The organism is Pseudomonas morbosilactucae, assembly GCF_023241665.1.
Classification (GTDB): Bacteria; Pseudomonadota; Gammaproteobacteria; order Pseudomonadales; family Pseudomonadaceae; genus Aquipseudomonas; species Aquipseudomonas morbosilactucae.
The window spans coordinates 91007-113867 of sequence record NZ_JALQCX010000028.1; the positions used below are offsets into that span (position 1 = coordinate 91007).

Genomic DNA, 22861 nt, shown 5'->3' on the forward strand with positions numbered 1-22861 from the left:
GAAGGAAAAAACGTGTCAACAAATAATGTGCAAAATACACATATAAGCGCACAGCTTCGCGAGCTCCATGGCGCACTGCTGGAGATTGTCGCGGTCATGAACCGCCCGCAGCGTGACGAGGCCATGGTGCGCGAAGCGGGCATTTCCCTGGACCGCGCCTTGTTTCCGTTGCTGGTTCTGGTGGAGCGGGTCGGGCCCATTGGCGTTGTCGAACTGGCCGACCGTGTGGGGCGCGACTACACCACCGTCAGCCGGCAGGTGACCAAGCTGGAAAGCCTGGGGCTGATCAATCGTCAGGAAAGCGCCACCGATCGCCGTGTACGCGAGTCGGTCATCACCGAGAAGGGCAAGGCGATGACCGACCGTGTCGATGAAGCGCGAGAGCGCATTGGCCTGGCGATTTTCGCCTCGTGGGAGGACCAGGACGTGGAGAACCTGGTGCGCCTGATGCGCAAGTTTGCCGATGGCATCCAGGACGATGCGTTGGCGGCGCTGGAGCATCCGTAACGCGGGGCCTAAGATCACCCGATTTGTGAAGATCACGGCGACCTTGCGCTATAAAGTTTCGGGGTCGCTAAGCCAACTGACGGATCCCCAGGGACACAATCAATCCTCCGCACAGCCGGTCGATGGCTTTTTTTCTTCCTCGATATGCATCGGCAATCTTGGGCTGGGAAAGAGCCATGGCGACCAGCCCGTACCAGGTCATTGAAACCACCACGACCACCGCCAGCATGGATGAAAACGTGCCCAGCGAGACATGGGCGGGGGCTGCGGCTGAAAACACAGCGGCATAGAAAGCCATGGATTTAGGGTTGCCAATGTTGGTCACCACCCCCTGAAAAAACGACTGCCTGCAATGACTGCCGACGCAGCGGTGAGGGGGCCAGGGGTGGTTTTACCCGCGTTGATCAGCAGGCGGAGTCCGAACCCGATGAGGTAGGCAGCCCCGAGGACTTTGACCACCAGCGCTGCCCAGGGGAACGCAGCAAATACCAAACTGAGGCCTGCAAGCGCACAGGTGGACCAGAACAGGTTGACCAATACGATCCCCGCAACCAACGCCAAGGCTTCTGACCGAGTGGCCGCCACCGCTTTATGCACCACGGCAACGAAGTTCGGCCCGGGGATAACGACCCCGGCCAGGTAAACCAAAAAGACGGTCAAAACGGCAGATCCATCGATCATGTGTTTTCTCAAGAGTGCTGTGGACGGTGGCCGTCCTATCAATGAGGGGTCCAAGAGCAAGGGTGTATGTGACCCCAGCCACCCGGTGAGAAGAGTTCTACACGAGGCGTTTTAGGTGGAGGTTGTTTACGTGTATCTCGCCGCAAGCAGTCGGACGAACGTAGTTATAAAGCGCTGACGTGTGCATTTCCAATACTGAATTAGGCAACCGCTGATTCCGATGTTGGTCAATTCCCTCGATCCGCAATAGTTACCGCCGCGAGCAGTTGGGAATGTTGAGAGTCAGGGCGCTTATTACCCGAAAGAAGCGTTCCCTGATCGCGCCAGACCGCCCCTCCAAAGCACACTAATAATAACGCTTCCTATTTGCGTTTTAATTTTCCAGGCTCTATCCTCGCCGCGCCGCCCCCGCTGGCTGGGGCCGGCGCCCCTTGCGTCGAGCGTTCGACGTGTTGTCTGCCCGATCAGAGGCTGCCGGGATGGATTGGAACGGAATCAATTTGCGCTGGGCCTACACCGACTTGCTCTTGAGCCTGAGTCGCCGGACCCAGTGTGTGCAGCGGGCCTACGATGTGCTGCACGATGCCTTTATCCGTTTCCTGTTGGCCAGCCAGCGCACACCCATCGAGCAGCCCAATGCCTATTTGCGCCGAGTGGCGCACTCGGTGTTGATCGACCATTTCCGCGAGGCGGCGCGCTATTACCCGATGCCCGAGGAGCAGGGCGAGCCCTGGATGGACCGGCAGGAAAACGCGGACTTTGCCCCTTCGGCGGAACATCTGGCGGATCTGCAGCAGCGTCTGCAGGCCTTGCAGCGCATCCTTGATTGCTTGCCGCCGCGCTGCCGGGAAGTGTTCTGGCTGGCACGGATCGAGGGCCATCGGCAGCCGGAAATCGCCCGCATGTTGGGCATCAGCCTGTCGATGGTGGAGCGTCATCTGATGCGGGCCTTGCTGGATTTGCGCCAGGCCCGTGAGGTGCTGGCGCCATGAGTTCGACCCGTCAGCAGGCAGCGCGCTGGTTCACCCGGTTGCTCGATTTGCCCGCCGATCATCCAGAGCGCCAGGCGTTCCAGGCCTGGCTTGCTGCCGACCCGCGCCACGCCGCCGAGTACCAGGTGTTCAGCGAGTTGTGGGGGGATTTTTCCTCGACCCCGAAAACCGCGGCCCTGGCCGGCGCCATGGAGTCCCTCGGCCGTCGGCGGTTTGTGCGCAACGGCCTGCTCGGTTTGGCAGCCTTGTCTAGCCTGGCGTCGCTGCTGACCCTGCGTTACCGCGCCCTGGGGGATTTGCAACTGGTCACGGGCATTGGCGAGCGGCGCCGGGAGACGCTGTCGGACGGCAGTCAGTTGGTGCTGGACGCCGCCACCCGCATTCACGTGACTTTTACCGAACACGGCCGCCAGCTGTTTCTGTTGCAGGGGCGGGCGATTTTCGACGTGCGCCCCGACCCGCAGCGTCCGTTCACCGTGGAGGCCGGTGTGGCCCAGGTGCGGGTACTGGGCACGCGTTTTGTGGTGGAGCGTTTCGAGCGGCGGGTGCAGGTCAGTGTCGATCGCGGCCGGGTGGAGTTCGGCAGTGCCCGGCAGCGCCTGGTGCTGGAGCGCGATCAGGTGGCCGAGGCGGATGAGCGGGGGCAGGTGCAACGCATTCAGCGGGCGGCGGCGGGGGCCTTCAGTTTCGAGCAAGGCAGCCTGACCTTCGACCGCGCCGACCTGGTGGAGATTGCCGCCGGGCTGTCGCGCTACCGGCAACGGCCGCTGCGGGTGGAGGGCCGGTCGAGCCTGAGCCTGACGGCGGTGGTGCAGACCACCGACGTCGACACCTTCCTCCACAGCCTGCCGCAGTTGGCGGCGGTGCGGGTGGAGGAGCGGGCAGCTTTACCGTGCTGGTGGCCCGCTGAATTTTTTTCGCAGCCGACATCAGGGATTTGCTCACCCCCTTCGTCAATGGGTATCTGCCGACCCTTAACGAGAAACACCATGCTGCGCATTTCGCTCAATAACCTGATCGCCGCCAGTGCCCTGGCCGGCGTGTTGCACGCCCAGGCCGCCCCGCTGGAACTGGCCTTGCCGGCCCAGCCCCTGGGCCAATCCCTGCGCCAATTGGGCAGCCTCGCCGGCCTGACCCTGGCGGTGGACGATCGCCTGGTGGCCCAGCGTTCGGCGCCGGCCCTGAGCGGCCGTTTCGAACCCGATGCAGCCCTGCGCCTGCTGCTCGCCGGCACCGGCCTGAGTGCCCGCCAGCAAGGGCCGGTGTGGCTGATCATGGAAGACCTGCCAGGGGCCTTGAACCTCGCTGCCACCACGGTTCGTGGCGGGCAATTGGGCTCGACCACCGAGGGCAGCGGTTCCTACACCACCGGCGAGATGCGCACCGCGACCAAGCTCAACCTGAGCCCGCGGCAAACCCCGCAGTCGGTGAGTGTGGTCACGCGCCAGCGCATGGACGACCAGAACATGACTCGCCTGGAAGACGCCTTGAGCCAGGTGACCGGGGTCAATGTGCTGTACGAGACGCCGGACCAGGCGCGTTTCTATTCCCGGGGGTTTGCCATGGACAACGTCCAGCAGAACGGCGTCAGCTCGCAGTTCCAGGGCAGTGTGCCGGGCATGGGGTCGGCCGAAGCCTCCAGCGATTCCCCCGACCTGGCGATCTACGACCGGGTCGAAGTGCTGCGTGGCGCCTCTGGCCTGACCCAGGGCACCGGCGAACCGGGCGGCACGGTGAACCTGGTGCGCAAGGCGCCGACCCGGGACGTTCAACTGTCCACTCGCTTGAGTGCCGGTTCCTGGGACAAGTACCGCAACGAGATCGACGTCTCCGGCCCCTTGAACAGCGATGCGTCGCTGCGTGGGCGGCTGGTTACGGTGTATCAGCAGAATCAGTCGTTCGTCGATTACGTCGGCGGCGACCGCCAGGTACTGTTCGCCAGCCTGGCCTATGACCTGTCCCCCGACACCAGCCTGACCACCGGCTTCAACTGGCAAAAAAGCCACAGCGTGCCCAACCTCTACGGCGTGCCCATGTCCACCGACTACAGCAGCCTGGACCTGTCGCGCTCGACCTTCCTGGGCGCCAGCTGGAACCACATGACCTATGAAAAGACCCACCTGTTCGCCGAGGTCGAGCATCACCTGGACGACAACTGGACCCTGAGCAGTGCCCTCAACTACACCCAGTCCGACGCCGAGGAGCAGTTTATCGGCGTGTTCGGCAACGGCACGGCGGGAGTGGGGGCGGCCGGTACGGCGCGCTTGAACAACTACATCGCCCGGCACAACCAGGGCGACCAGTATTCGGCCAACCTCAACCTGGCCGGCAAGTTCCCGCTGCTGGGGCGTGAGCATGAACTGGTGCTGGGTGGGGATTATCAGAAAGAGCTCTACGACAACCTGCGGGGCATCGGCGCGCAGACGGCAGTGATCGACGTCTATGGCTTCGACCCCGCCAGCCTGGACAAACCCGAGGTGCCGTATCGCAACCGTTACCGCTACGACAACTACCAGCGCGGCCTGTACGCCACGACGCGGTTCAACCTGAGCGACGAGCTCAAGCTGATCCTCGGCAGCCGCTACAGCAGCTTCTATTTCAACTCCCGTTTCAAGAACCTCGGCACCGGTGTCGAGAGCCGCTCGCCGTACCGCGAAGACGGCAAACTCACGCCGTACGGCGGGCTGGTCTGGGACTTCAGCGAGCACCTGTCCTGGTACGCCAGTTACACCAGCATCTTCAAACCGCAGAACCTGGTGGACGAGTCCAACACCCCGCTCAAGCCCATCGTCGGCGCCAATTATGAAACCGGGATCAAGGGGGAATACTTCGGCGGTGACCTCAACCTGTCGGCGGCGCTGTTCCGCATCCTTCAGGAAAACCGTGGCATCGATAACGGCAACCCGGCCTGCCAGGACAACTGCAACGAGGCCTCGGGCAAGGTGCGCAGCCAGGGCCTGGAACTGGAAGCGTCCGGCGCCCTCAGCCCGCGCTGGCAGCTGTCCGCCGGCTACACCTTCACTCGCAGCGAATACCTGGAGGACGTGTCCAGCACCGTCAAGGCCGGGGACCCGTTCAACGAATGGTTCCCCAAGCACCTGTTCCGGCTCTACACCGACTACCGCCTGGCCGGCGACGGCGAGCGCTGGAGCATCGGCGGCGGCCTGACCACCCAGAGCAGCACCGATACCACCCGCGACATGTACCAGGGCGGCTACACCCTGTTCAGCGCCAACCTCGCCTACCGCGTCGACCAGCACACCACCCTGAGCCTGGTGGGCAACAACCTCACGGACAAGACCTACTACATCCCGGTCTCCAACCGTCACCGTGGTGGCAACAACTTCTATGGCGACCCACGCAACGCCACGCTGACCTTGAGCTGGGTGTATTGAGCTAGGGGCAGAGGATAACCGGGCTTAGCAGGCGCCAAGCCCGGGCCTGGTGGGGAAGCTCGACCAGGTGCTGGTTCGGTTCATCGGCCGGCGTTCAATCGTGCTCCTGCGCCCGGTAACCGCGCTCGCTCTCGAACTGGTTCAACAGCTGTTGCCGCGACAAGGTCTCGGTCAGTTCGTCCAGGTGCTGGCGGACCAGCACGCTGGCGCCGGCGCCTTCCAGGCGGTCGATCAGGTCGAGCAAGGTGTGCTGTTGCTGCTGCAGGCCTGCGTCGTCATCAAGGCTCAGGGGGAAGTCCGTGGTGTCGATTTCGACCACGGGCTGCTCGCTGCCCAGTTTGCCCGCCAGTTCGCCGACGCTGGCCGTGGTGTACGGGCGCAGCAGCTTGATCAGGCTGGGGGTGTGGGGGGCGACGGTCACGGCGATGGAGTAGACGGACATGGGGCTTCGACTCGCTAGATGAACGGGCTGTTCGGCCCGGCTTAGCGCCGGCTCGACCAGTAGTCGTGCAGGGCGCGGGCGGCGGGTTCCAGGGCGGCCACGCGCTGGCGGTGCAGTGCCACGTCCAGGTCCACCGGCAGTTCGAAGTTGTCCTGGTCGGCACAGTCGCTGATGGCTTGCAGCAGGGCTGCTTGCGGGGCCGGCAGGTCGGGCCAGTTGCCCACGGCCACGCCGCGCAGGTAACCGAAGCACCATTCTTCGGCCAGGGTCAGGGGCTGGCCGTTGTGTTCGGTCTGTTCGAAACGGGCGCTGAAGCTCTGGGGTTTGAGGGCCAGTTGGCTGGCCAGGGTGTTGATGTGGCGCACGCAGAGTTCGATGAACTGCTTGCACTCGGCGGGGCTCTCCCAGTCCGGGTTCTGCCCGCCCCAGATGGTCGGGAACCATTCGGCGATGTCCACCTGTGCCGGGCTGGAGACCAGGGCGGTGAAGTAGCCGTCGAGCTCCGACGGGTTGAGCACGGAGTGGTCGTCGCCGTACTTGAGCAGGGTGTCTTCGATGAATTCGAAGTCGGCGGCGGTCAGGGGCTGGTCGTGCATGTTGAGGTTCCTGAAGGGGCCGATGGGGCCGGAAAAAGTCGCGGAGGATGAACCCTGTGGCGGATTTTATCCAGAAGCCATGCGCTGATTTTTCCCGGTGACGACAGAGGGGGTCGTCTGCGACGCGTTCAGTGGGCTGATGCGGCGAGTATTCCGGCGCTCGGGATCATCCTGCGCCGCAATATTCGCACTGTTGCCGCTTTCAGCGCCAGGCACAGAGCGTGCCCGGCGCCACGATCACACCAGCGGCGCTACCCGCAATTCGGTGGCGCATTCGAGCAGCGAGCGGCGCTGGGTGTCGGCGTACAGTTGCAGCTCGTTGAGGGTGTCGCGGCCCAGGGCGCGCTGGAACTCGGCCTGGTTGGAATGGGTGCTGTAGTGGGACTGAGCCTCGTCGCCGAGGTTGGACTGGAAGATGCCCGCGGCGCTGACCGGCAGGAAGTCTTCATAGACCAGGGGTTCGAAGGCGATGTGCCCGGCACTGATCAAGGCTTCCAGTTCCTTGAGAGGCAGCTCGTTGCTGCGGGCGGCGATGCCTTTGGCAGTGGGGAAGTAGCGGAAGTAGGCCAGGCCCAGGCGGCGCATGTCGTCGTGGTTGTCGGGGAAGTCCTTGAAGCTGTTTTCAAGGGTGGCCATGTAGCGTTCGGCGTTGGCTTCGTTGGGAAATTCACCCAGTTGCTCGCGGGCGCTGTTCAGCAGTTGGTCGTACAGGGCCCGGCCCTTGGGGGTCAGGGCGGCGCCGCGTTGTTCGATTTCACCGAAGCGTGCCGAGTGGCTGCCGCTTTCATCGGCGTGCTGGCCGACAAAGCGGATGGTTTCTTCCAGGGCCTTGAAGCTGGTCTGGCGCAGCAGGATCGGGCACTGGCGACGGGGCGGGCCTTCGATCACCGCCTTGGGGGTGATGCCGTGCCGGGGCATGCCGGCCTGTACGGCGTCGATGTCCAGGGTGCGCGGCGTCAGGTGGTTGATGTGGGGCCCCTTGAAGGCCACCACGTCAGCGATCAGCCGGTGCTGGGCGTTGAGTTTCTGGTACTCGGCCAACGACACTGTGGCCTGGTTGTGCCAGCGGAAGGTTTCCAGGGCCTGCTGCACGAAGTCCTTGGCATCGCTCGGGCTCAGGCCGCCGTCGAGTTCGGATTTCTCGATCAGCTCAATGACCCGTGGGGTGAAGATGCTGCGGCGGCTCAGGACCCATTCGGCGAATGCCCGCAGGCCGTCGTCCTCGATCAGTTCCAGGCGCAGCAACGACGTGAAGACGCGGAACGGGCTGACTTGCAGGGCGTCCTCGTGCACCGCGCGAAACGCCGTGGAGTGCACCGGCACCCCGGCCGGTGTCAGGTCGTAGTAACCCACGGGCTGCATGCCCATCACCGCGAACAAGCGGCCCAGGGTCGCCAGTTCGGCCGCCGTGCCGACGCGGATCGCGCCGTGACGCTCCATGTCCAGGCGCTGGATTTCGCCGGTCTGTTGCAGGCTCTGGGCAACCGCGCGGTCCTGGTTCATGACCTGCTGGTTGGTCGCGGCGACCAAGTCCATCAGGGTGCCGTAGAGCGGCACTTCGTCCTTGTACATCTGCGACATGGCGCGGGAAAAGTCGGCTCGGATCTGGTCGCGATTGGCGAACTGGGCAGTGCTCATGTGGATCGTTCTCCGCAAACGGTTTGGCAGGTTGCCTTGGAAGTGCCTGTGGGGTGAATTCTGCGGGCTGGCCGGGGCCGCTTCAAACGAATAAATGGCCGCGTGTCATTCCAAAAAATACTGACCTTCAAGGCGTCGCCGGCCCCTCGCGTTGCGCCGTCTGGCGCGGCTGGCCATTGTCCATTCGCCCTGGAGCATAGTCGGCAGGGCACGCGCCTAGGGGGATGCCGATTCGAGGCGGTTGTAGGTCAGTCATGGGGGGAATACAGATAGGGTGCGCCCCTCACGCAGCAGTGAGGGGGGCGCGGGCGTGGCGGGTTACGTCGGCTGGGTGTCGAGGTGGCGCAACAGCGCCTGGAGCGGGTGCTGCAACGCCAGGTGTTGCAAGCGCGCCGCCTGGCTGCGACACGAATAACCGTTGGCCAGCACTTGGCCCGACGCGCCGTGTTGCTGCAACAGCGGTTGCCAGGACTGGCTGAAAATCTGCTGCGACGTGGCCAGGTTGCGGGCTTCATGCCCGTAGGTGCCGGACATGCCGCAGCAGCCGCTGGCCAGCACCTGCAACTCCAGGCCCAGGGCCTGGAAAATCGACGGCCACAGCGCGGTGCTGGCCGGAGCGTTGGTTTTTTCCGTGCAGTGGGCCAGTAGCTTGTAAGCGCCAGCGCCGGCTGTCGACGGCCCCGCGATCTGCGCCAGGGGCAGGCCTGCCAGCCACTCCTGAGGCAGCAGCACCTGGGGCGCGGCCTGTTGCCCCAGCAGCTTCTGATACTCCTGGCGATAGACCAGGGTCATGGCCGGGTCGAGGCCCAACAACGGGATGTCGAAGCCGCTCAATGGCTGCAAGCGCCGGGCGTTTGTTCTCGCGGCCTTGGCGAAGGCGCCGAGAAACCCCAGCACTTGCAGCGGCTTGCCATTGGCGCTGAACGGCGCCAGCCAGGGCTGGTAGCCCAGGCGCCGGATCAGGCGGATCCAGTCGCCCACCACCTGGGTGTCGAAGTAACGGGTGAAGGCATCCTGCACCAGGATCACGCTGCGCTGCCGCTGTTCCGGGGTCAGGGCCGCCAGGCGTTGCGGGGTGGCCAGTTCGACCCCGGCCTGGCGCAGTACCGACTTGAGGTCGAAGCGACTGAGCAACGGGCTGTCAACCATGCCTCCGGCCTTTTCCAGCAGGCGGCGCACCGGCGCGGCGGCCATCAGGCCGTTGTACAGCCAGGGCACCCGGGCCAGGTAGGGGATGCTGTATTCCAGGGAACCGATCAGGTAGTCCTTGAGTGGACGCAGGTAGCGCCCGTGGTACAGCTCGAGAAAGCGCGCGCGAAACTCCGGCACATTGACCTTGACCGGGCACTGCCCCGCGCAGGACTTGCACGCCAGGCAGCCGGCCATGGCGTCGAACACCTGATGGGAGAACTCGTGCTCCGCGCTGCGGCCAAACAGGCTGTTCCAGGCCTTGGCCGGCAGCGTGGCCAATGGATTGGACTGGCGGATGCGTTGCGCGGCTGCCAGCACATCGACCCCGGCCTGCTGTTGCAGGCGCAGCCATTCGCGGATCAGCGAGGCCCGGCCCTTGGGCGACTGGGTGCGGTCGCGGGTGGCCTTCCACGACGGGCACATGGCGTCGTTGGGGTCGAAGTTGTAGCAGGCGCCGTTGCCGTTGCAGTGCACCGCCGAGGCGTAATCGGTCCACACCCGCTCATCGATTTGCCGGTCATGCTCGCCCCGGGTCGGCACCTGGTCGATTTTCAGCAACGCATCGTGGCTGTCGGTGGGCGTGGCGATCTTGCCCGGGTTGAGCTGGTTGAAGGGGTCGAACGCGGCCTTGAGCTGTTGCAGCGCCGGGTACAGCTCGCCGAAGAATTTCGGCGCGTATTCCGAGCGCACGCCCTTGCCGTGCTCGCCCCACAACAGCCCGCCGTACTTGTGGGTCAGCTCGGCCACGGCGTCGGAAATCACCCGCACCAGGGCGGCCTGGGCCGGGTCTTTCATGTCCAGGGCCGGGCGCACGTGGAGCACCCCGGCGTCGACGTGGCCGAACATGCCGTAGTGCAGTTGATGGCGGTCGAGCAGGGCACGGAACTCGGCGATGTAGTCGGCCAGGTGTTCCGGCGGCACCGCGGTGTCTTCGACAAAGGGCTGGGGCCGGACCTCGCCCTGGACATTGCCCAGCAGGCCCACCGAACGCTTGCGCATGCTGTAGACCCGGCTCACCGCCTGGGCGCCCTGGGCCAGGGTGTGGCCCAGTCGCTGCACGCTGGTGTCGCGTTCCAGGTGCGCGACAAAGGCCGCCACCTGTTCCAGCAAGAGGTCTTGATCGTCGCCGCTGAACTCCACCAGGTTGATGCCCTGGGTGGCCGCCGCCGGGTAGGCCGGAAAGAACTCGGCGACGTCATGCCAGACGATGTCCTGCATGGCCAGGCCGAGCACCTTGGAGTCGACGGTTTCAATCGACAGCGGCCGCATGGCCATCAGCGCCTGTGCATCGCGCAGCGCGTCCATAAAGCTGGCGTAGGAGACATTCACCAGCACCGAATGCCGGGGAATCGGCAGGACATTGAGCGTGGCCTCCACCACCAGGCCCAAGGATCCTTCGGAGCCGCACAGCAGGTTGTTGAGATTCAGGCGCCCTTGCTCATCGTGGATATGGGCCAGGTCGTAGCCGGTCAGGCAGCGGTTGAGGCGCGGGAAAGTCGCCTCGATCAGCGCGCCGTGGCGGGCATGAATCTGTTCGGCGCAGCGGTGCACGTCGCCGAGAATGCCGGGCTCGGCCAGGGCCTGGCGCAAGGCCTCGGTGGCCAGGGGCGCGCTGTGCAGGCATTGGCCGCCCAGTAGCACGGTCTTGAGTTCCAGCACGTGGTCGCGGGTTTTGCCGTAGGTGCAACTGCCCTGGCCGCTGGCATCGGTGTTGATCATGCCGCCCAGGGTCGCGCGGTTGGAGGTGGACAGCTCCGGGGCGAAGAACAGGCCATAGGGCTTGAGGGCGGCGTTGAGCTGGTCCTTGACCACCCCCGACTGCACCCGCACCCGGCGTTGCTCGGGGTTGATCTCCAGAATCCGGTTCAGGTGCCGCGACAGATCCACCACCAGGCCGTGGGTCAGGGACTGGCCGTTGGTGCCGGTGCCGCCGCCCGGGGCGTCAGCACGATGGGCCGAAAGCGTGGTTCGGCGGCCAGGCCCATCAGCAGCGTCACGTCCGCTACGTGCCGCGGAAACAGCGCCGCCTGGGGCAGGCGCTGGTAGATCGAATTATCGGTGGCCAGCACGCTGCGGTTGGCGTGGTCGGTGGCGATTTCACCGCTGAAGCCAGCGTGGTGCAGGGCTTCGAGAAACTCACGATACAGCGTGGCGAGGGCCGCCGGCGGAGCAATCTTGGCAATCATGGGCTCAGCGGATTCCCGCAAGGCAGTGTTCGAGAATATCGAGGCCTTCGTGCAGCACCTCGGGTTCGATGGTCAGGGGGGCCAACAGGCGAATGATGTGCCGCGCCTTGCCGCTGGGCATCAGCAACAGGCCGGCGTCGCGGGCGCTGGCCAGCAATTCGGCAAGCTGGGCGGTGGCCGGCGTGCCCTCCGGGGTCAGTAACTCGATGCCGCGCATGGCGCCGACGCCGGTCAACCGGCCCAGGTAGGGCGACAGTTGACGGGCCTGCCAGGACTCATAGCGCGAGACGATGGCGCTTTCTTGCAGCTCGCCCCAGCGGGACAGCTGGGCATCGCTCATTTGCTCCAGAGTCGCCAGGCCCGCCGCACAGGCGATCGGGTTGCCGGAATAGGTGCCGCCCAAGCCGCCCTTGGGCAAGGTGTCGAGCAAGGCCTTGCGGCCGACCACGGCGCCCAGCGGCACGCCGCCGGCAATGCTTTTGCCCAGCAGCAACAGGTCCGGTTCGATGCCCAGGCGGCTGAAGGCAAAGCGCTGTCCGGTGCGGCCGAAGCCGGACTGGATCTCATCGATCACCAGGAGGATTCCACGCTCATCGCAGAGGCGGCGCAGAGCTTGTGCAAAGTCCGGGTTCAGGGCCAGGAAGCCGCCTTCGCCCTGCACCGGTTCAAGGATGAAGCAAGCCACGTCGTTGATGTCGATCTCGACGCTGAACAGCCGGTCCATGGCCTTGAGCGCCTGTTCGGTGCTGACCCCGGTGTCCGGGCTCGGGTAGGGCAGGTGGAACACCGGCCCCGGCAAGACGCCGACTCGCTGCTTGTAAGGCGCCACTTTGCCATTGAGGTTGAGGGTGGCCAGGGTGCGCCCGTGGAAGGCGCCGTCGAAGGCGATGACCGCGCTGCGCCCGGTGACGCCGCGGACGATTTTCAGGGCGTTTTCCGCCGCCTCGGCGCCGCTGTTGGTGAGCATGCCGCTCAACGGGTAGGTCACCGGAATGAACTGCTCCAGGCGGTCCATGAATTGCAAATACGGGGTGTGGGGCGCGGCGTTGAAAGCGTAGTGGGTCAGTTGCGTGGCCTGGTGCTGGATCGCCTGCACCACGTGCGGGTTGCAGTGCCCCAGGTTCAGTACGCCGATGCCGCCGACAAAGTCGATGTAGCGTTTGCCGGCGGTGTCCCAGACTTCGGCATTCTTGCCGTGTGACAAGGTAATGGGGTGAACGGTGGAGATGGATTGGCTGATGTTTTCACGGCTCATGACAGAACGTTCTCCGGCAACGTGTGAGTGCAGGGCGTTCCAGGGATCAGTGCAAGGTTGGGGGTCGGGCACGAAGACAAGGGGGCACCTGCTCGGGTAGCTGTTTTTTCTATCTAAGCGAACAAGCCCGGTGCCTCACAAACGAAATAAAATCGCCCTGTCATTCCTTTAATTCTGAAACTTGCTGTTACAGCGGGTTGCCCAGGGCCACCCGCTGGCGGATCCATTCGACGAAGGCGCGGACCTTGGGCACCTCGGCCGAATGTTCGGCGTGGGCAATAAAGTGCGAGCCGTCGCTTTGCATCGGGTAGTCCCAGGGGATCACCAATTTGCCCTGGGTCAGTTCCTCGCTGACCAGGTAGCGCGGCACTAGGGCAATGCCGCAGCCGGCCTGGGCCGCGCGAATGCACATGTAGAAGGTGTCGAAGCGTGGGCCGTGGTAGCTGTTCTGCGAGTGCAGGTCCTGGGCCAGGAACCATTCGTGCCAGGCCTCGGGGCGCGAGGTGCATTGCAGGAGGATGTGCCGGGTCAGCGCTTCGGCGCTGTCGAAGGCCGTGCCGGCCAGCAATTCCGGGGCGCAGACGGGAATCACCTGCTCCTTGAACAGTTCGATGCACGTGGCGCCGGGCCAGGTGCCCTGGCCGAAGAAAAAGGCGATGTCAGCCTTGGCCTGGACCAGGTCGAAGGGCTCCAGCACGCTGCGGATGTCCAGGTGAATGCTCGGGTTCTGGCCGCTGAAGCCCTTGAGATTGGGCACCAGCCAGCGGTCGCCGAAGGTGGGCTGGGTGGCGATTTTCAGCACTTCGGTCTCGCCGCCGTACGACAGGATGTAGCGGCTCGACATGTCCACCTGGATCAGGATCTTGTTCACCTCCGCCAGGTACAGAGCCCCGGCCGGGGTCAGGTGCAAGCGCCGGCGAACCCTCTGGAACAAAGGGTTGCAGAGCATTTCCTCAAGCTGCGCCACCTGCTTGCTGACGGCGCTCTGGGTCAGGTGCAGCTCCTGGGCGGCGCGGGTGAAGCTCAGGTGGCGGGCGGCCGCTTCGAAGCATTGCAAGGCGGTGGTGGAGGGCATCAAACGCTTGGACATGGCGAATCTACCTGCAGAAGAACGGACGCTGGTTCATTCCAAAAAGGAATCATGTTTTTCTAAAACGTCGTTTGTGGGGAGGCGCTGGGAGCATGAATACTGACCTACATCAACACATTCAACCAGCGTCAGTTGCAGGGGATTTATAAAGTGGTTGCCGACCTATTAGTTCGTCTTGGTGTGAACAAAAGTGCCTTCAGCGACGGGACTTATCCCGTGTATACGCCCATTGATGGCAGCCAGATTGCCGCCGTCAGCCTGGAGAATAAAACCCAGGTCCTGAGCCGTATCGAACAGGCCCACGCAGCCTTTCTGCAGTGGCGCAATGTGCCTGCGCCACGCCGTGGCGAGTTGGTGCGGATCTTCGGTGAAGTGCTGCGCGAGCATAAGGCCGAGTTGGGCGAACTGGTGTCCATCGAGGCCGGCAAGATCACCCAGGAAGGCTTGGGTGAAGTGCAGGAAATGATCGACATCTGCGACTTCGCCGTCGGCCTGTCGCGCCAGTTGTACGGCTTGACCATCGCTTCCGAGCGCCCGGGCCACCACATGCGTGAAACCTGGCAGCCCCTGGGCGTGGTCGGGGTCATCAGCGCCTTCAACTTCCCGGTCGCGGTCTGGGCCTGGAACACCACCCTGGCCTTGGTCTGCGGCAACCCGGTGATCTGGAAACCTTCCGAGAAAACCCCGCTCACCGCCTTGGCCAGCCAGGCGCTGTTCGACAAGGCGCTGAAGATTTTCGGCGAGGCCCCGGCGGGCCTGGCGCAACTGGTGATTGGCGACCGTGAGGCGGGCGAAGCCCTGGTGGACGACCCTCGTGTACCGCTGATCAGCGCCACCGGTAGCACCCGCATGGGCCGTGAAGTCGGGCCGCGGGTAGCCGCACGCTTCGGCCGCAGCATCCTCGAACTCGGGGGCAACAACGCGATGATCCTGGCGCCCAGCGCCGACCTGGACATGGCCGTGCGCGCCATTCTGTTCAGCGCCGTGGGCACCGCCGGCCAGCGTTGCACTACCTTGCGCCGTTTGATCGTGCACCGTTCGGTCAAGGACGAAGTGCTGGCACGGGTCAAGGCCGCCTACGCCAAGGTGCGCATCGGCGACCCGCGCCAGGACAACCTGGTGGGGCCGCTGGTGGACAAGCAGGCGTTCAGCGCCATGCAGGACGCCCTGACCCGGGCCCGTGACGAAGGCGGCCAAGTGTTTGGCGGCGAGCGTCAATTGCAGACCCAGTACCCCAACGCCTACTACGTGGCCCCGGCCATCGTCGAGATGCCGGGCCAGAGTGCGGTGGTGCGCCACGAAACCTTCGCCCCGATTCTCTACGTGCTGGCTTACGACGATTTCGATGAGGCCCTGCGCCTGAACAACGAAGTGCCCCAGGGCCTGTCGTCGTGCATCTTCACCACGGATATCCGTGAGGCCGAGGCGTTCCAGAGCGCGGCGGGCAGTGACTGTGGGATCGCTAACGTCAACATCGGCACCAGCGGTGCGGAAATCGGCGGTGCCTTCGGTGGCGAGAAAGAAACCGGCGGTGGTCGCGAATCCGGTTCCGATGCCTGGAAGGCCTACATGCGCCGCCAGACCAACACCGTGAACTATTCCCGCGAGCTGCCGCTGGCCCAGGGCATCGTTTTCGACTGAACCCCTTGGTGCCGGGCCCTTCGGGGCTCGGCCTGGCCTGTGCTCTGGAGTTTTCACATGGCGCAATTTCATCGTGGCTGTCTCTGGGAACAGTTGACGCCGGAGCGCCCGATCAACCCGCCCCTGGTGGGCGAGCGTACAGCGGATGTATGCATTATCGGGGCAGGTTTCACCGGGCTCTCCGCAGCCCTGCAACTGCTGGAAAACGGCAAAAGTGTGTGCCTGGTGGAAGCTCATCAGGTGGGTCACGGCGGTTCCGGGCGCAACGTCGGCCTGGTCAACGCCGGGACCTGGGTGCCACCGGACGACCTGGAGCAAACCCTGGGCAAGGCCGAGGGCAACCGTTTGAACACGGCCTTGGGCGCGGCCCCGGCGCTGGTCTTCTCGACCATCGACAAATACGGCATCGCCTGCCAGGACACCCGCACCGGCACCCTGCACATGGCCCACAATGCCGCCGGCCTGGATGACCTGCGCAGCCGGGTCGAGCAGTGGCAGCGCCGTGGCGCCAACGTCGAGTTGCTCACCGGCCAGGCCTGCGCCGACGCCTGTGGCACTGACCAGGTGGCGGGGGCCTTGCTGGATCACCGCGCGGGCACGGTCAACCCCATGGCGTACGCTTCGGGCATGGCGCGCAATGTGGTTCGTCTCGGCGGTCAGTTGTTTGGCGACTCTCCGGTCACCGGCCTGCAACGCAGTGGCGATGGCTGGCAGGTGCTGACCGAGCGCGGCCGTGTACGCGCCGAGCAAGTGATCATCGCCTCCAACGCCTACACCGAGGGCGAGTGGAGCCAGGTCAAGGAACACATCTTCGCCGGCTACTACTACCAGGTGGCGTCGCTGCCCCTGAGCGGCGCTGAGCAGGCGGGCATTCTGCAGGGCGGCCAGGGTTCGTGGGACACGCGCACGGTGCTCAGCAGCATTCGCCGGGACGCCCATGGACGGTTGGTGCTGGGCAGCCTGGGCAACGCGGCGAACTACCCGTTGTGGTTTATCCGGCAATGGGCCGACCGCATCCAGCGTCACTATTTTCCGCAGTTGGGCCAGGTCGAGTGGCAATGCACCTGGACCGGGCGCATCGGCTTTACCCCCGATCACCTGTTGCGTCTGTTCGAGCCGGCGCCGGGCTTGCTCGCGGCCACCGGCTTCAACGGCCGCGGGGTAACCACCGGGACCCTGGTGGGCAAATGTTTTGCCGATTACCTGTTGAGCGGGGATGCCAAGGCGCTGCCGGTGGCCTTCTCCGGCAAACCGGCCGTCAGCGTCCGGGGCCTGCGCAGCCTGGCCTATGACGCCGGCTTCAGTCTCTACCACGCCGGGCAGTGCCTGCGCGTCGTGCTGTAACCGCTTCACGCCATAAAACAAGAAAACCCCATGCAATTTCAGCTGCCGCCGGAACCATGAAAGGACAAGCAAATGGCACCTTCACTGCACGGTTGTTATCGCCGTGACCCCGCTGTTGACCCCCTGACGATGTCTTGGCACGCCGTCACCGCTCTCACTGCAACCCAAGGTCCGCCCATGCCGGGCGCCTGAGGGCAAGAGCCATAAAACAGCCTGCGGGCTGAACTAACAAAAACGCTTGTGCAAACCCGAGTCGGGCGTGCGGCGTCCGCTTGGGCGGGTGTCGGCGCGCGCGGCTTTTTGACCTTGAGGGTGGATCATGACCACAAATGAAAAACGTCAGAAACGCTCGTTGAAACACGGCTTGACGTCACGCCAGGTTTCGATGATTTCCATTGCCGGCATCATTGGTGCCGGCCTGTTTATCGGCTCGTCCAACGCCATCGCCACTGCGGGCCCGGCGATTCTGATTTCCTACGGCATGACCGGCCTGCTGGTGCTGCTGGTGATGCGCATGCTTGGCGAGATGGCCATCGCCAACCCCGACAGCGGTTCCTTTTCCACCTACGCCGGGCGGGCCATCGGGCCCTGGGCCGGGTTCACCATCGGTTGGCTGTACTGGTGGTTCTGGGTGCTGATCATCCCGGTGGAAGCCATTGCCGGCGCGGACATTCTTCACGCCTGGATTCCGGCAGTGCCGTCCTGGCTGTTCGCGTTCCTGATCATGATCACGCTGGCGTGCACCAACCTGATCAGCGTGAAGAATTTTGGCGAATTCGAGTACTGGTTCGCCTTGATCAAGGTGATCGCCATTCTCGGCTTCATCATCGTCTGCGCCATGGCGGTCCTGGGTTTCTGGCCCCTGGCCGAAACCTCCGGGGTGCAGCAGCTGTGGCAGAACGGCGGCTTTATGCCCAACGGCTTCGGCGCGGTGCTGGGCGGTGTGCTGGTGACGATCTTCTCGTTCTTCGGCGCCGAGATCGTGACCATTGCCGCCGATGAAACCGCCAACCCTCGGGAGAAAATCCGCAAGGCCACCAACCTGGTGGTGTACCGCATCGCGATTTTCTACATCTTCTCGATCTTCTTTATCGTGTCCCTGGTGGCCTGGAACGATCCGCGGCTGTTGCAGGTGGGCTCGTTCCAGCGTGCCCTGGAAATCCTCAATGTGCCCGGCGCCAAGCTGATGGTGGACATCGTGGTGCTGGTGGCCGTGACCAGTTGCATGAACTCCGGTTTGTACACCGCTTCGCGGATGCTCTATTCCCTGGCTTCTCGTGGCGAGGCGCCGCGCCAGGTGGCGCGCATCTCGGGCAATGGCGTGCCGACCGTGGCGGTGGTGCTGTCGACCCTGGCAGGCTTTGTCGGCTGCTTCCTCAACTACGCCTTCCCCGGCAAGGTGTTCGGCTTCTTGCTGTCCACCACCGGCGCCATTGCCTTGCTGGTGTACCTGGTGATCGCGGTGTCCCAACTGCGCATGCGCGCCATCACTGACCGGGAAGGCACGGTCCTGGCGTTCAAGATGTGGTTGTTCCCCTGGTTGACCTGGCTGGTGATCGGCCTGATTACCCTGGTGCTGGGCTACATGCTGATCAGCCCGAACTACCGCTACGAAACCCTGATGACCGCTGCGGTGGCGGGGGTGATCCTGGCCATCTCGCTGTTGCGGCGCAAGCCGGCGCAGGGCCTGTACAAAGGGGCTGAACCGAGTGCGGGTGAAAGCGCCGGTTGATCGGCGCCGACCCAACGCGTGACGGCAATGCCCGGGCCTTTGGCCCGGGCATTTTTGTCTGGGGCATCCATCTGCTGGCGAGTGGATCGGGGCCCGAGCGCTTCAGCGCTGGCTGCGCTCGACCATCGCCACGATCACCGCAAACAACTCTTCCTCGGCCTGCTCGGCGCTGAGCTCGCCGGTGGCCGCGCCGTGGGACAGGGCTTCCGCCGCCCCGAGCATGGCCCGCAAGCCGGCGTTGGAGATCTGGCCGGTGCCGACAAAGGGGGCGAGGGCGGCACGGCACTTGTCCATGAAGATCGCCTCGTACTCGCCCTTGATCTGCTCCAGTTCCGGCGAGCTGGCCAGGGCCGCGATCACCCCGGGAATTTCCCGCCCTTGCAGCAGCACGCAGGCCACATAGGCCCCGGCAATCACCCGGGCCCGGCTGATCAGGGTGGCGTCGCTGTGTTCCAGGGCTGTGTCCAGCAGCCGGGTCTGGCGGCCGTCGAAATCCTGATACAGCGCCGCCAGCAACCCGGCCCGGGTGCCGAAATGGTCATAGGTCACGGGCTTGGTGACTCCAGCCAGCTCGGCCAGGCGGCCCAGGGTCAGGGCGTCGCTGCCTTCGTCGCGGACCAGTTGCCAGGCGACGTCGAGCAGTTGGCGCTGCCGTTCATCCCGGGCCAGGCGGCGTTTGGGGGGCGCAGCAGAAGGATCGTGTGGGTGGCTTGACATGAATAACCTACCAAAAGTAACTTACTAAAAGTAACTTGATGCAGCATATAAGGTCCGTGCTGCCCTCGCAATCATTGCCCAGGAGTGTGCCCATGCATGCGCTTATCGTTGTTGCCCATCACGATCCCCGTTCCCTGACCCACCATCTCGCGGCCCAGGTGGCCCTGGGCATCGACCGGACGCAGGCCGGGCATTCCCATGAAACCGCCGACCTCTGGGCCGAAGGGTTCGACCCGCGCTTCGGCCCGGCGGACCACGCCGTGCATCGCCAGCAAGCCGCACCCCCGGCGGATGTGGCCGCCGAGCAGGCTCGGCTCGACCGCGCCGACGCCTTGGTGCTGGTGTTCCCGGTGTATTGGTGGTCGATGCCGGGGCTGCTCAAGGGCTGGATCGACCGGGTGTTCGCCAATGGCTGGGCCTTTGATTTCAGCCCTGAGGCCAAGCTGGTGAAGAAGCTCGGCCGCTTGCCGGTGCACCTGTTGGCCGTGGGCGGCGCCGACGCCCCGACCTATGAGCGCCACGGCTACGAGCACGCCATGCGCACCCAGATCGAACACGGGATTTTCGATTACTGCGGCGCCCCGGTCCGCACCTGGCAACTGTGCCTGGACTCGGAAACTCAGGACCCGGCCGCCCATGAGGCGGCGGCGCTGGAGTTGGGGCGGCAACTGTTTGCCCCAGCGCTGGCCAATGTCGGATAGGGCGAGCAAGGGCGCGCCCGTGCCGGTGGTTCAGGTGGCGGTGTTGCCCCAGTAATGATCAAAGTGCCCGGGCAGTTCACGCAGGGGGTAGGCGCGCTGGAAGTACTCCGAGGTGCGTGGCAGGACTTCGATAAAGCCTACTTGGGTTTCCACCGCGTATTCCCCCAGGGCCTGGTCGAGGAACAGGTAGGCGAGTTGCTGGAACTCGCTGTGGCGGTCCTCGTGGTAATCGTCGAAGAACAAGGCGATGCCGACTTTCGGCTCGTCCGCCGCCAACAGGTAATGCACGTCGTCGGCGCTCACCCGATGTTCGCCCATGCCCAGGTCATAGAGGGTTTGCATGCGCTGCCGGAAGGCGGTCCAGTGCCAGCGTGGCAGGTCGGGGGCGCAGCGGTGCAGCGACTCCACGGCCGGGAAGGCTTCGAGGATGCCGCCAGCGCTGATGACAAACTCCCGTTTGCCATCGGTGATGGGGCCCAGTTCGAAGGTCAGTTCAGGGGCAACGTGCGACAGGGCCTTGGCCAGTTCATCCAGCAGGGGCTCGTCGGGAAATTCGAAGGCGAACAGGCGTGCTTCCTGGCGGGTGAACCAGTCCCAGAAGGTGCGTTCGGCGGCGTTGGCGGTAGGGGTTGCTGCGGTCATGACATTACCTGAATGAAGAGGGCAGGATCGAGGCGCTGGGGTGGCCCTTGGCGCCGGGCCTTATTCGGCTTGTGGCCAGGTGGCGGTGGGGAAATAGGCTTCCAGCCCCGGGGCCTTGTGGTCCACACCGTTGCGGGTCCAGTAGCAGGTCAGGCGGCTGTAGTTGTCCAGGTCGCCCCTTACCAGACAGGTGGCGCCGTGCTCGGGCCAGGTGAAGCTGAGGACGTCGGCTTTGGCGATGGTGGTGCGGGTGACCTTGCCGATGGCCCGGGTGGTGATGCCGTTGACGGTTTTCACCAGGCTCAGGGCGCCGTTTTCGAAGCGGATGCTGGCGTGGCCTCGATAGGCCGCGCCGCCGTCCGGTTCCTGGCCGATCACGGCGTATTCGCCGGGAACCATGCCGTAGTAGAGGTGCGTTTCCTGCGGGTCGGCGGCGAAGGCGCTGCTGCTGGTGAGCAGCAGGGCACAGAGGGCGTGGCGTAGAGAGAAAGGCTGCATGGAAGACCGAGTCCTTGTCTTGATGAAGGCGCCCATGATTCCAGACTCAAAGCGTCGGGGAAATGCTCTGTAATGCCTTGACCCACAAACGCGAATCGTCGGCGCCGCCGCCCTCAGACCTTGAGTATTTTGCCGCTGACGGCGACGGCCAACAGCAGCACGGCAATCAGGCCAAAGGCCACGCTCAGGCTGCTGCCATGGGCGACGAAACCGATCACCGCCGGGCCCGCGAGAATGCCGGCGTAGCCCAGGGTGGTGATGGCCGGTACGGCGATGCTTTCCGGCATGACGGTCTGTTTGCCCACGGCGGTGTACAGCACCGGCACGATGTTGGAACAGCCTGCGCCGACCAGGGCGTAGCCCACCAGCGCGGCTTCCCAGGCCGGTGCCAGGGTGGCCAGCAGCAGGCCGCTGGCCGCCGTGGCGCCGCCGATGATGATCACCCGGCGGGCCCCCAGGCGGTGGACGATGGCGTCCCCGGTCAGGCGTCCGGCGGTCATGGTCAGGGCGAAGGCGGCGTAGCCGAGACCGGCGTAGGCCGCGTCCAGGTTGCGTTCGGCGGTGAGGAACACGGCGCTCCAGTCCAGCACCGCGCCCTCGGCGAGAAACACGATAAAGCACAGGCAACCGATAAACAGCACCACGCCATGGGGCACGGCGAAGGCCGGGCCGGCACTCTGGCTGCCGTAGGGCAGCATGTGCGGAGCGGCCTTGAGCAGGGCGATGAGGATCAGCACGACCACCACCAGGGTGGCGCCCAGGGGCGACAGGCCCAGGCCCAGCAACGCGCTGACCCCGGCGGCACCGACGATGCCGCCCAGGCTGAACAGCCCGTGGAAGCCCGACATCATGGTCTTGCCACTGGCCCGTTCGACGATCACCGCCTGCAGGTTGACGGTGGAATCCACGCAGCCTAGGCCCGCGCCGAACAGGAACAGCCCGGCCACCAGCAACGGAATCGAGGTGACGGTGGCCAGCAGCGGCAAGGCCAGGCAGATCAGCAACGAACCACCGGCCATCACTCGACGGCAGCCATAGCGCGAGGCCAGGGCGCCGGCGATCGGCATCGACAGAATCGAGCCTACCCCCAGGCACAGCAGCAACAGGCCGAGGGTGCCTTCGTCCAGGTTGGCCCGGGCCTTGGCGTAGGGCACCAGGGCGCCCAGGCGGCGATGCCGAAGCCGGCGATGAAAAAGGCGATGCGCGTGGACATCTGTTCAAGGCGCCCGGGCGTGACCTGGGTATGGGAGTTGATAGCGGTCATAGATCAGTCCTTGTCGATCAGGCCAGGCCCCGCTGGGGAAACCCTGGCTGACCCAGTGTGCCGTTTCAGCGGCCCTGGGCTGGATGCCGCGGGCGCTGGAATGTACAGAGGCTGTGGTGCGGCGGCGGCAGAAAACGCGACATCCTTGCACATCAGGCCGGCTGCCGCGAGGGCCGGTTGCCAGCGCCCAGGGCTGTGACCGGTCAGGGCGCTGAAGGTTGCAGCCGGCGCGGCGGGATCGCCAGGGCGAATCAAGCCCAGGATCAATGACCACAGCCGGACCGGCTGCGCCGAGTGTTGATCACGGCACGAACTGGGCTTGGCCGCGCCAGGGCATTGGCAGTACTGT

At 64.8% G+C, this 22861-nt stretch carries 15 protein-coding genes and 3 pseudogenes; 7 read left to right on the forward strand and 11 right to left on the reverse strand.

What is annotated here, in order from left to right:
* The first annotated feature begins 96 nt into the window (after nucleotides 1-96).
* Nucleotides 97-507: a MarR family winged helix-turn-helix transcriptional regulator gene (locus M1B35_RS15670; protein ID WP_221178442.1), complete on the forward strand. Its 411-nt coding sequence runs from the start codon at nucleotides 97-99 to the stop codon at nucleotides 505-507.
* Nucleotides 508-574: 67 nt separating this feature from the next.
* Here M1B35_RS15670 and M1B35_RS32040 read toward each other — a convergent pair.
* A pseudogene (locus M1B35_RS32040) lies at nucleotides 575-1188 on the reverse strand (LysE family translocator).
* Nucleotides 1189-1667: 479 nt separating this feature from the next.
* On the opposite strand from M1B35_RS32040, the gene M1B35_RS15685 reads away from it, so the two are divergent.
* Together M1B35_RS15685 and M1B35_RS15690 are read left to right on the forward strand one after the other, a co-directional pair.
* Nucleotides 1668-2180, forward strand: coding sequence for a sigma-70 family RNA polymerase sigma factor (locus M1B35_RS15685; protein ID WP_268262450.1), 513 nt, complete (start codon nucleotides 1668-1670; stop codon nucleotides 2178-2180).
* Entirely contained in the window at nucleotides 2177-5575 is a 3399-nt protein-coding gene (locus tag M1B35_RS15690) for a TonB-dependent siderophore receptor (protein WP_268262451.1), read from the forward strand. Before M1B35_RS15685 ends, M1B35_RS15690 begins: the two co-directional genes overlap by 4 nt.
* A gap of 94 nt (nucleotides 5576-5669) precedes the next feature.
* Here M1B35_RS15690 and M1B35_RS15695 read toward each other — a convergent pair whose 3' ends face one another.
* The 6 genes and pseudogenes from M1B35_RS15695 to M1B35_RS15720 all read right to left on the reverse strand — a co-directional run bounded on the left by M1B35_RS15695 (nucleotide 5670) and on the right by M1B35_RS15720 (nucleotide 13973).
* Nucleotides 5670-6017: a hypothetical protein gene (locus M1B35_RS15695; protein WP_268262452.1), complete on the reverse strand. Its 348-nt coding sequence runs from the start codon at nucleotides 6015-6017 to the stop codon at nucleotides 5670-5672.
* A gap of 41 nt (nucleotides 6018-6058) precedes the next feature.
* Nucleotides 6059-6613: a UPF0149 family protein gene (locus tag M1B35_RS15700; protein WP_268262453.1), complete on the reverse strand. Its 555-nt coding sequence runs from the start codon at nucleotides 6611-6613 to the stop codon at nucleotides 6059-6061.
* A 237-nt stretch (nucleotides 6614-6850) separates the two neighbouring features.
* Complete coding sequence (gene hglS, locus M1B35_RS15705) at nucleotides 6851-8251, reverse strand: 2-oxoadipate dioxygenase/decarboxylase HglS (protein ID WP_123335291.1); 1401 nt, start codon at nucleotides 8249-8251, stop codon at nucleotides 6851-6853.
* Between the two features lie 318 nt (nucleotides 8252-8569).
* A pseudogene (ydiJ, locus tag M1B35_RS15710) lies at nucleotides 8570-11628 on the reverse strand (D-2-hydroxyglutarate dehydrogenase YdiJ).
* Between the two features lie 4 nt (nucleotides 11629-11632).
* The gene (locus tag M1B35_RS15715; protein WP_268262454.1) at nucleotides 11633-12883 is read right to left on the reverse strand and encodes a 2-aminoadipate transaminase; all 1251 of its coding nucleotides are present in this window, start codon (nucleotides 12881-12883) and stop codon (nucleotides 11633-11635) included.
* Between the two features lie 187 nt (nucleotides 12884-13070).
* Entirely contained in the window at nucleotides 13071-13973 is a 903-nt protein-coding gene (locus M1B35_RS15720; protein WP_268262455.1) for a LysR substrate-binding domain-containing protein, read from the reverse strand.
* 150 nt (nucleotides 13974-14123) lie between these two features.
* Here M1B35_RS15720 and amaB point away from each other — a divergent pair, with 150 nt between their 5' ends.
* From amaB to M1B35_RS15735, 3 genes are all read left to right on the forward strand, one after another.
* A complete protein-coding gene (gene amaB / locus M1B35_RS15725) occupies nucleotides 14124-15614 on the forward strand; it encodes an L-piperidine-6-carboxylate dehydrogenase (RefSeq protein WP_268262456.1) in 1491 nt (496 codons plus the stop codon).
* 57 nt (nucleotides 15615-15671) lie between these two features.
* The gene (gene amaA / locus M1B35_RS15730; protein ID WP_268262457.1) at nucleotides 15672-16958 is read left to right on the forward strand and encodes an L-pipecolate oxidase; all 1287 of its coding nucleotides are present in this window, start codon (nucleotides 15672-15674) and stop codon (nucleotides 16956-16958) included.
* Between the two features lie 319 nt (nucleotides 16959-17277).
* On the forward strand, nucleotides 17278-18690 hold the full coding sequence (locus M1B35_RS15735; protein ID WP_268262458.1) for an amino acid permease: 1413 nt from the start codon (nucleotides 17278-17280) through the stop codon (nucleotides 18688-18690).
* A 102-nt stretch (nucleotides 18691-18792) separates the two neighbouring features.
* Here M1B35_RS15735 and M1B35_RS15740 read toward each other — a convergent pair whose 3' ends face one another.
* Complete coding sequence (locus M1B35_RS15740) at nucleotides 18793-19407, reverse strand: TetR/AcrR family transcriptional regulator (RefSeq protein WP_268262459.1); 615 nt, start codon at nucleotides 19405-19407, stop codon at nucleotides 18793-18795.
* Between the two features lie 92 nt (nucleotides 19408-19499).
* Here M1B35_RS15740 and M1B35_RS15745 point away from each other — a divergent pair, with 92 nt between their 5' ends.
* A complete protein-coding gene (locus M1B35_RS15745; protein ID WP_268262460.1) occupies nucleotides 19500-20108 on the forward strand; it encodes an NAD(P)H-dependent oxidoreductase in 609 nt (202 codons plus the stop codon).
* Between the two features lie 30 nt (nucleotides 20109-20138).
* Here M1B35_RS15745 and M1B35_RS15750 read toward each other — a convergent pair whose 3' ends face one another.
* The 3 genes and pseudogenes from M1B35_RS15750 to M1B35_RS15760 all read right to left on the reverse strand — a co-directional run bounded on the left by M1B35_RS15750 (nucleotide 20139) and on the right by M1B35_RS15760 (nucleotide 22512).
* Nucleotides 20139-20750 (reverse strand): hypothetical protein, encoded by a 612-nt coding sequence (locus M1B35_RS15750; RefSeq protein WP_268262461.1) that lies wholly within the window; start codon nucleotides 20748-20750, stop codon nucleotides 20139-20141.
* 60 nt (nucleotides 20751-20810) lie between these two features.
* Entirely contained in the window at nucleotides 20811-21248 is a 438-nt protein-coding gene (locus M1B35_RS15755) for a hypothetical protein (RefSeq protein ID WP_268262462.1), read from the reverse strand.
* Between the two features lie 113 nt (nucleotides 21249-21361).
* Nucleotides 21362-22512 (reverse strand): annotated as a pseudogene (locus M1B35_RS15760) (MFS transporter).
* Nucleotides 22513-22861: the final 349 nt, after the last annotated feature.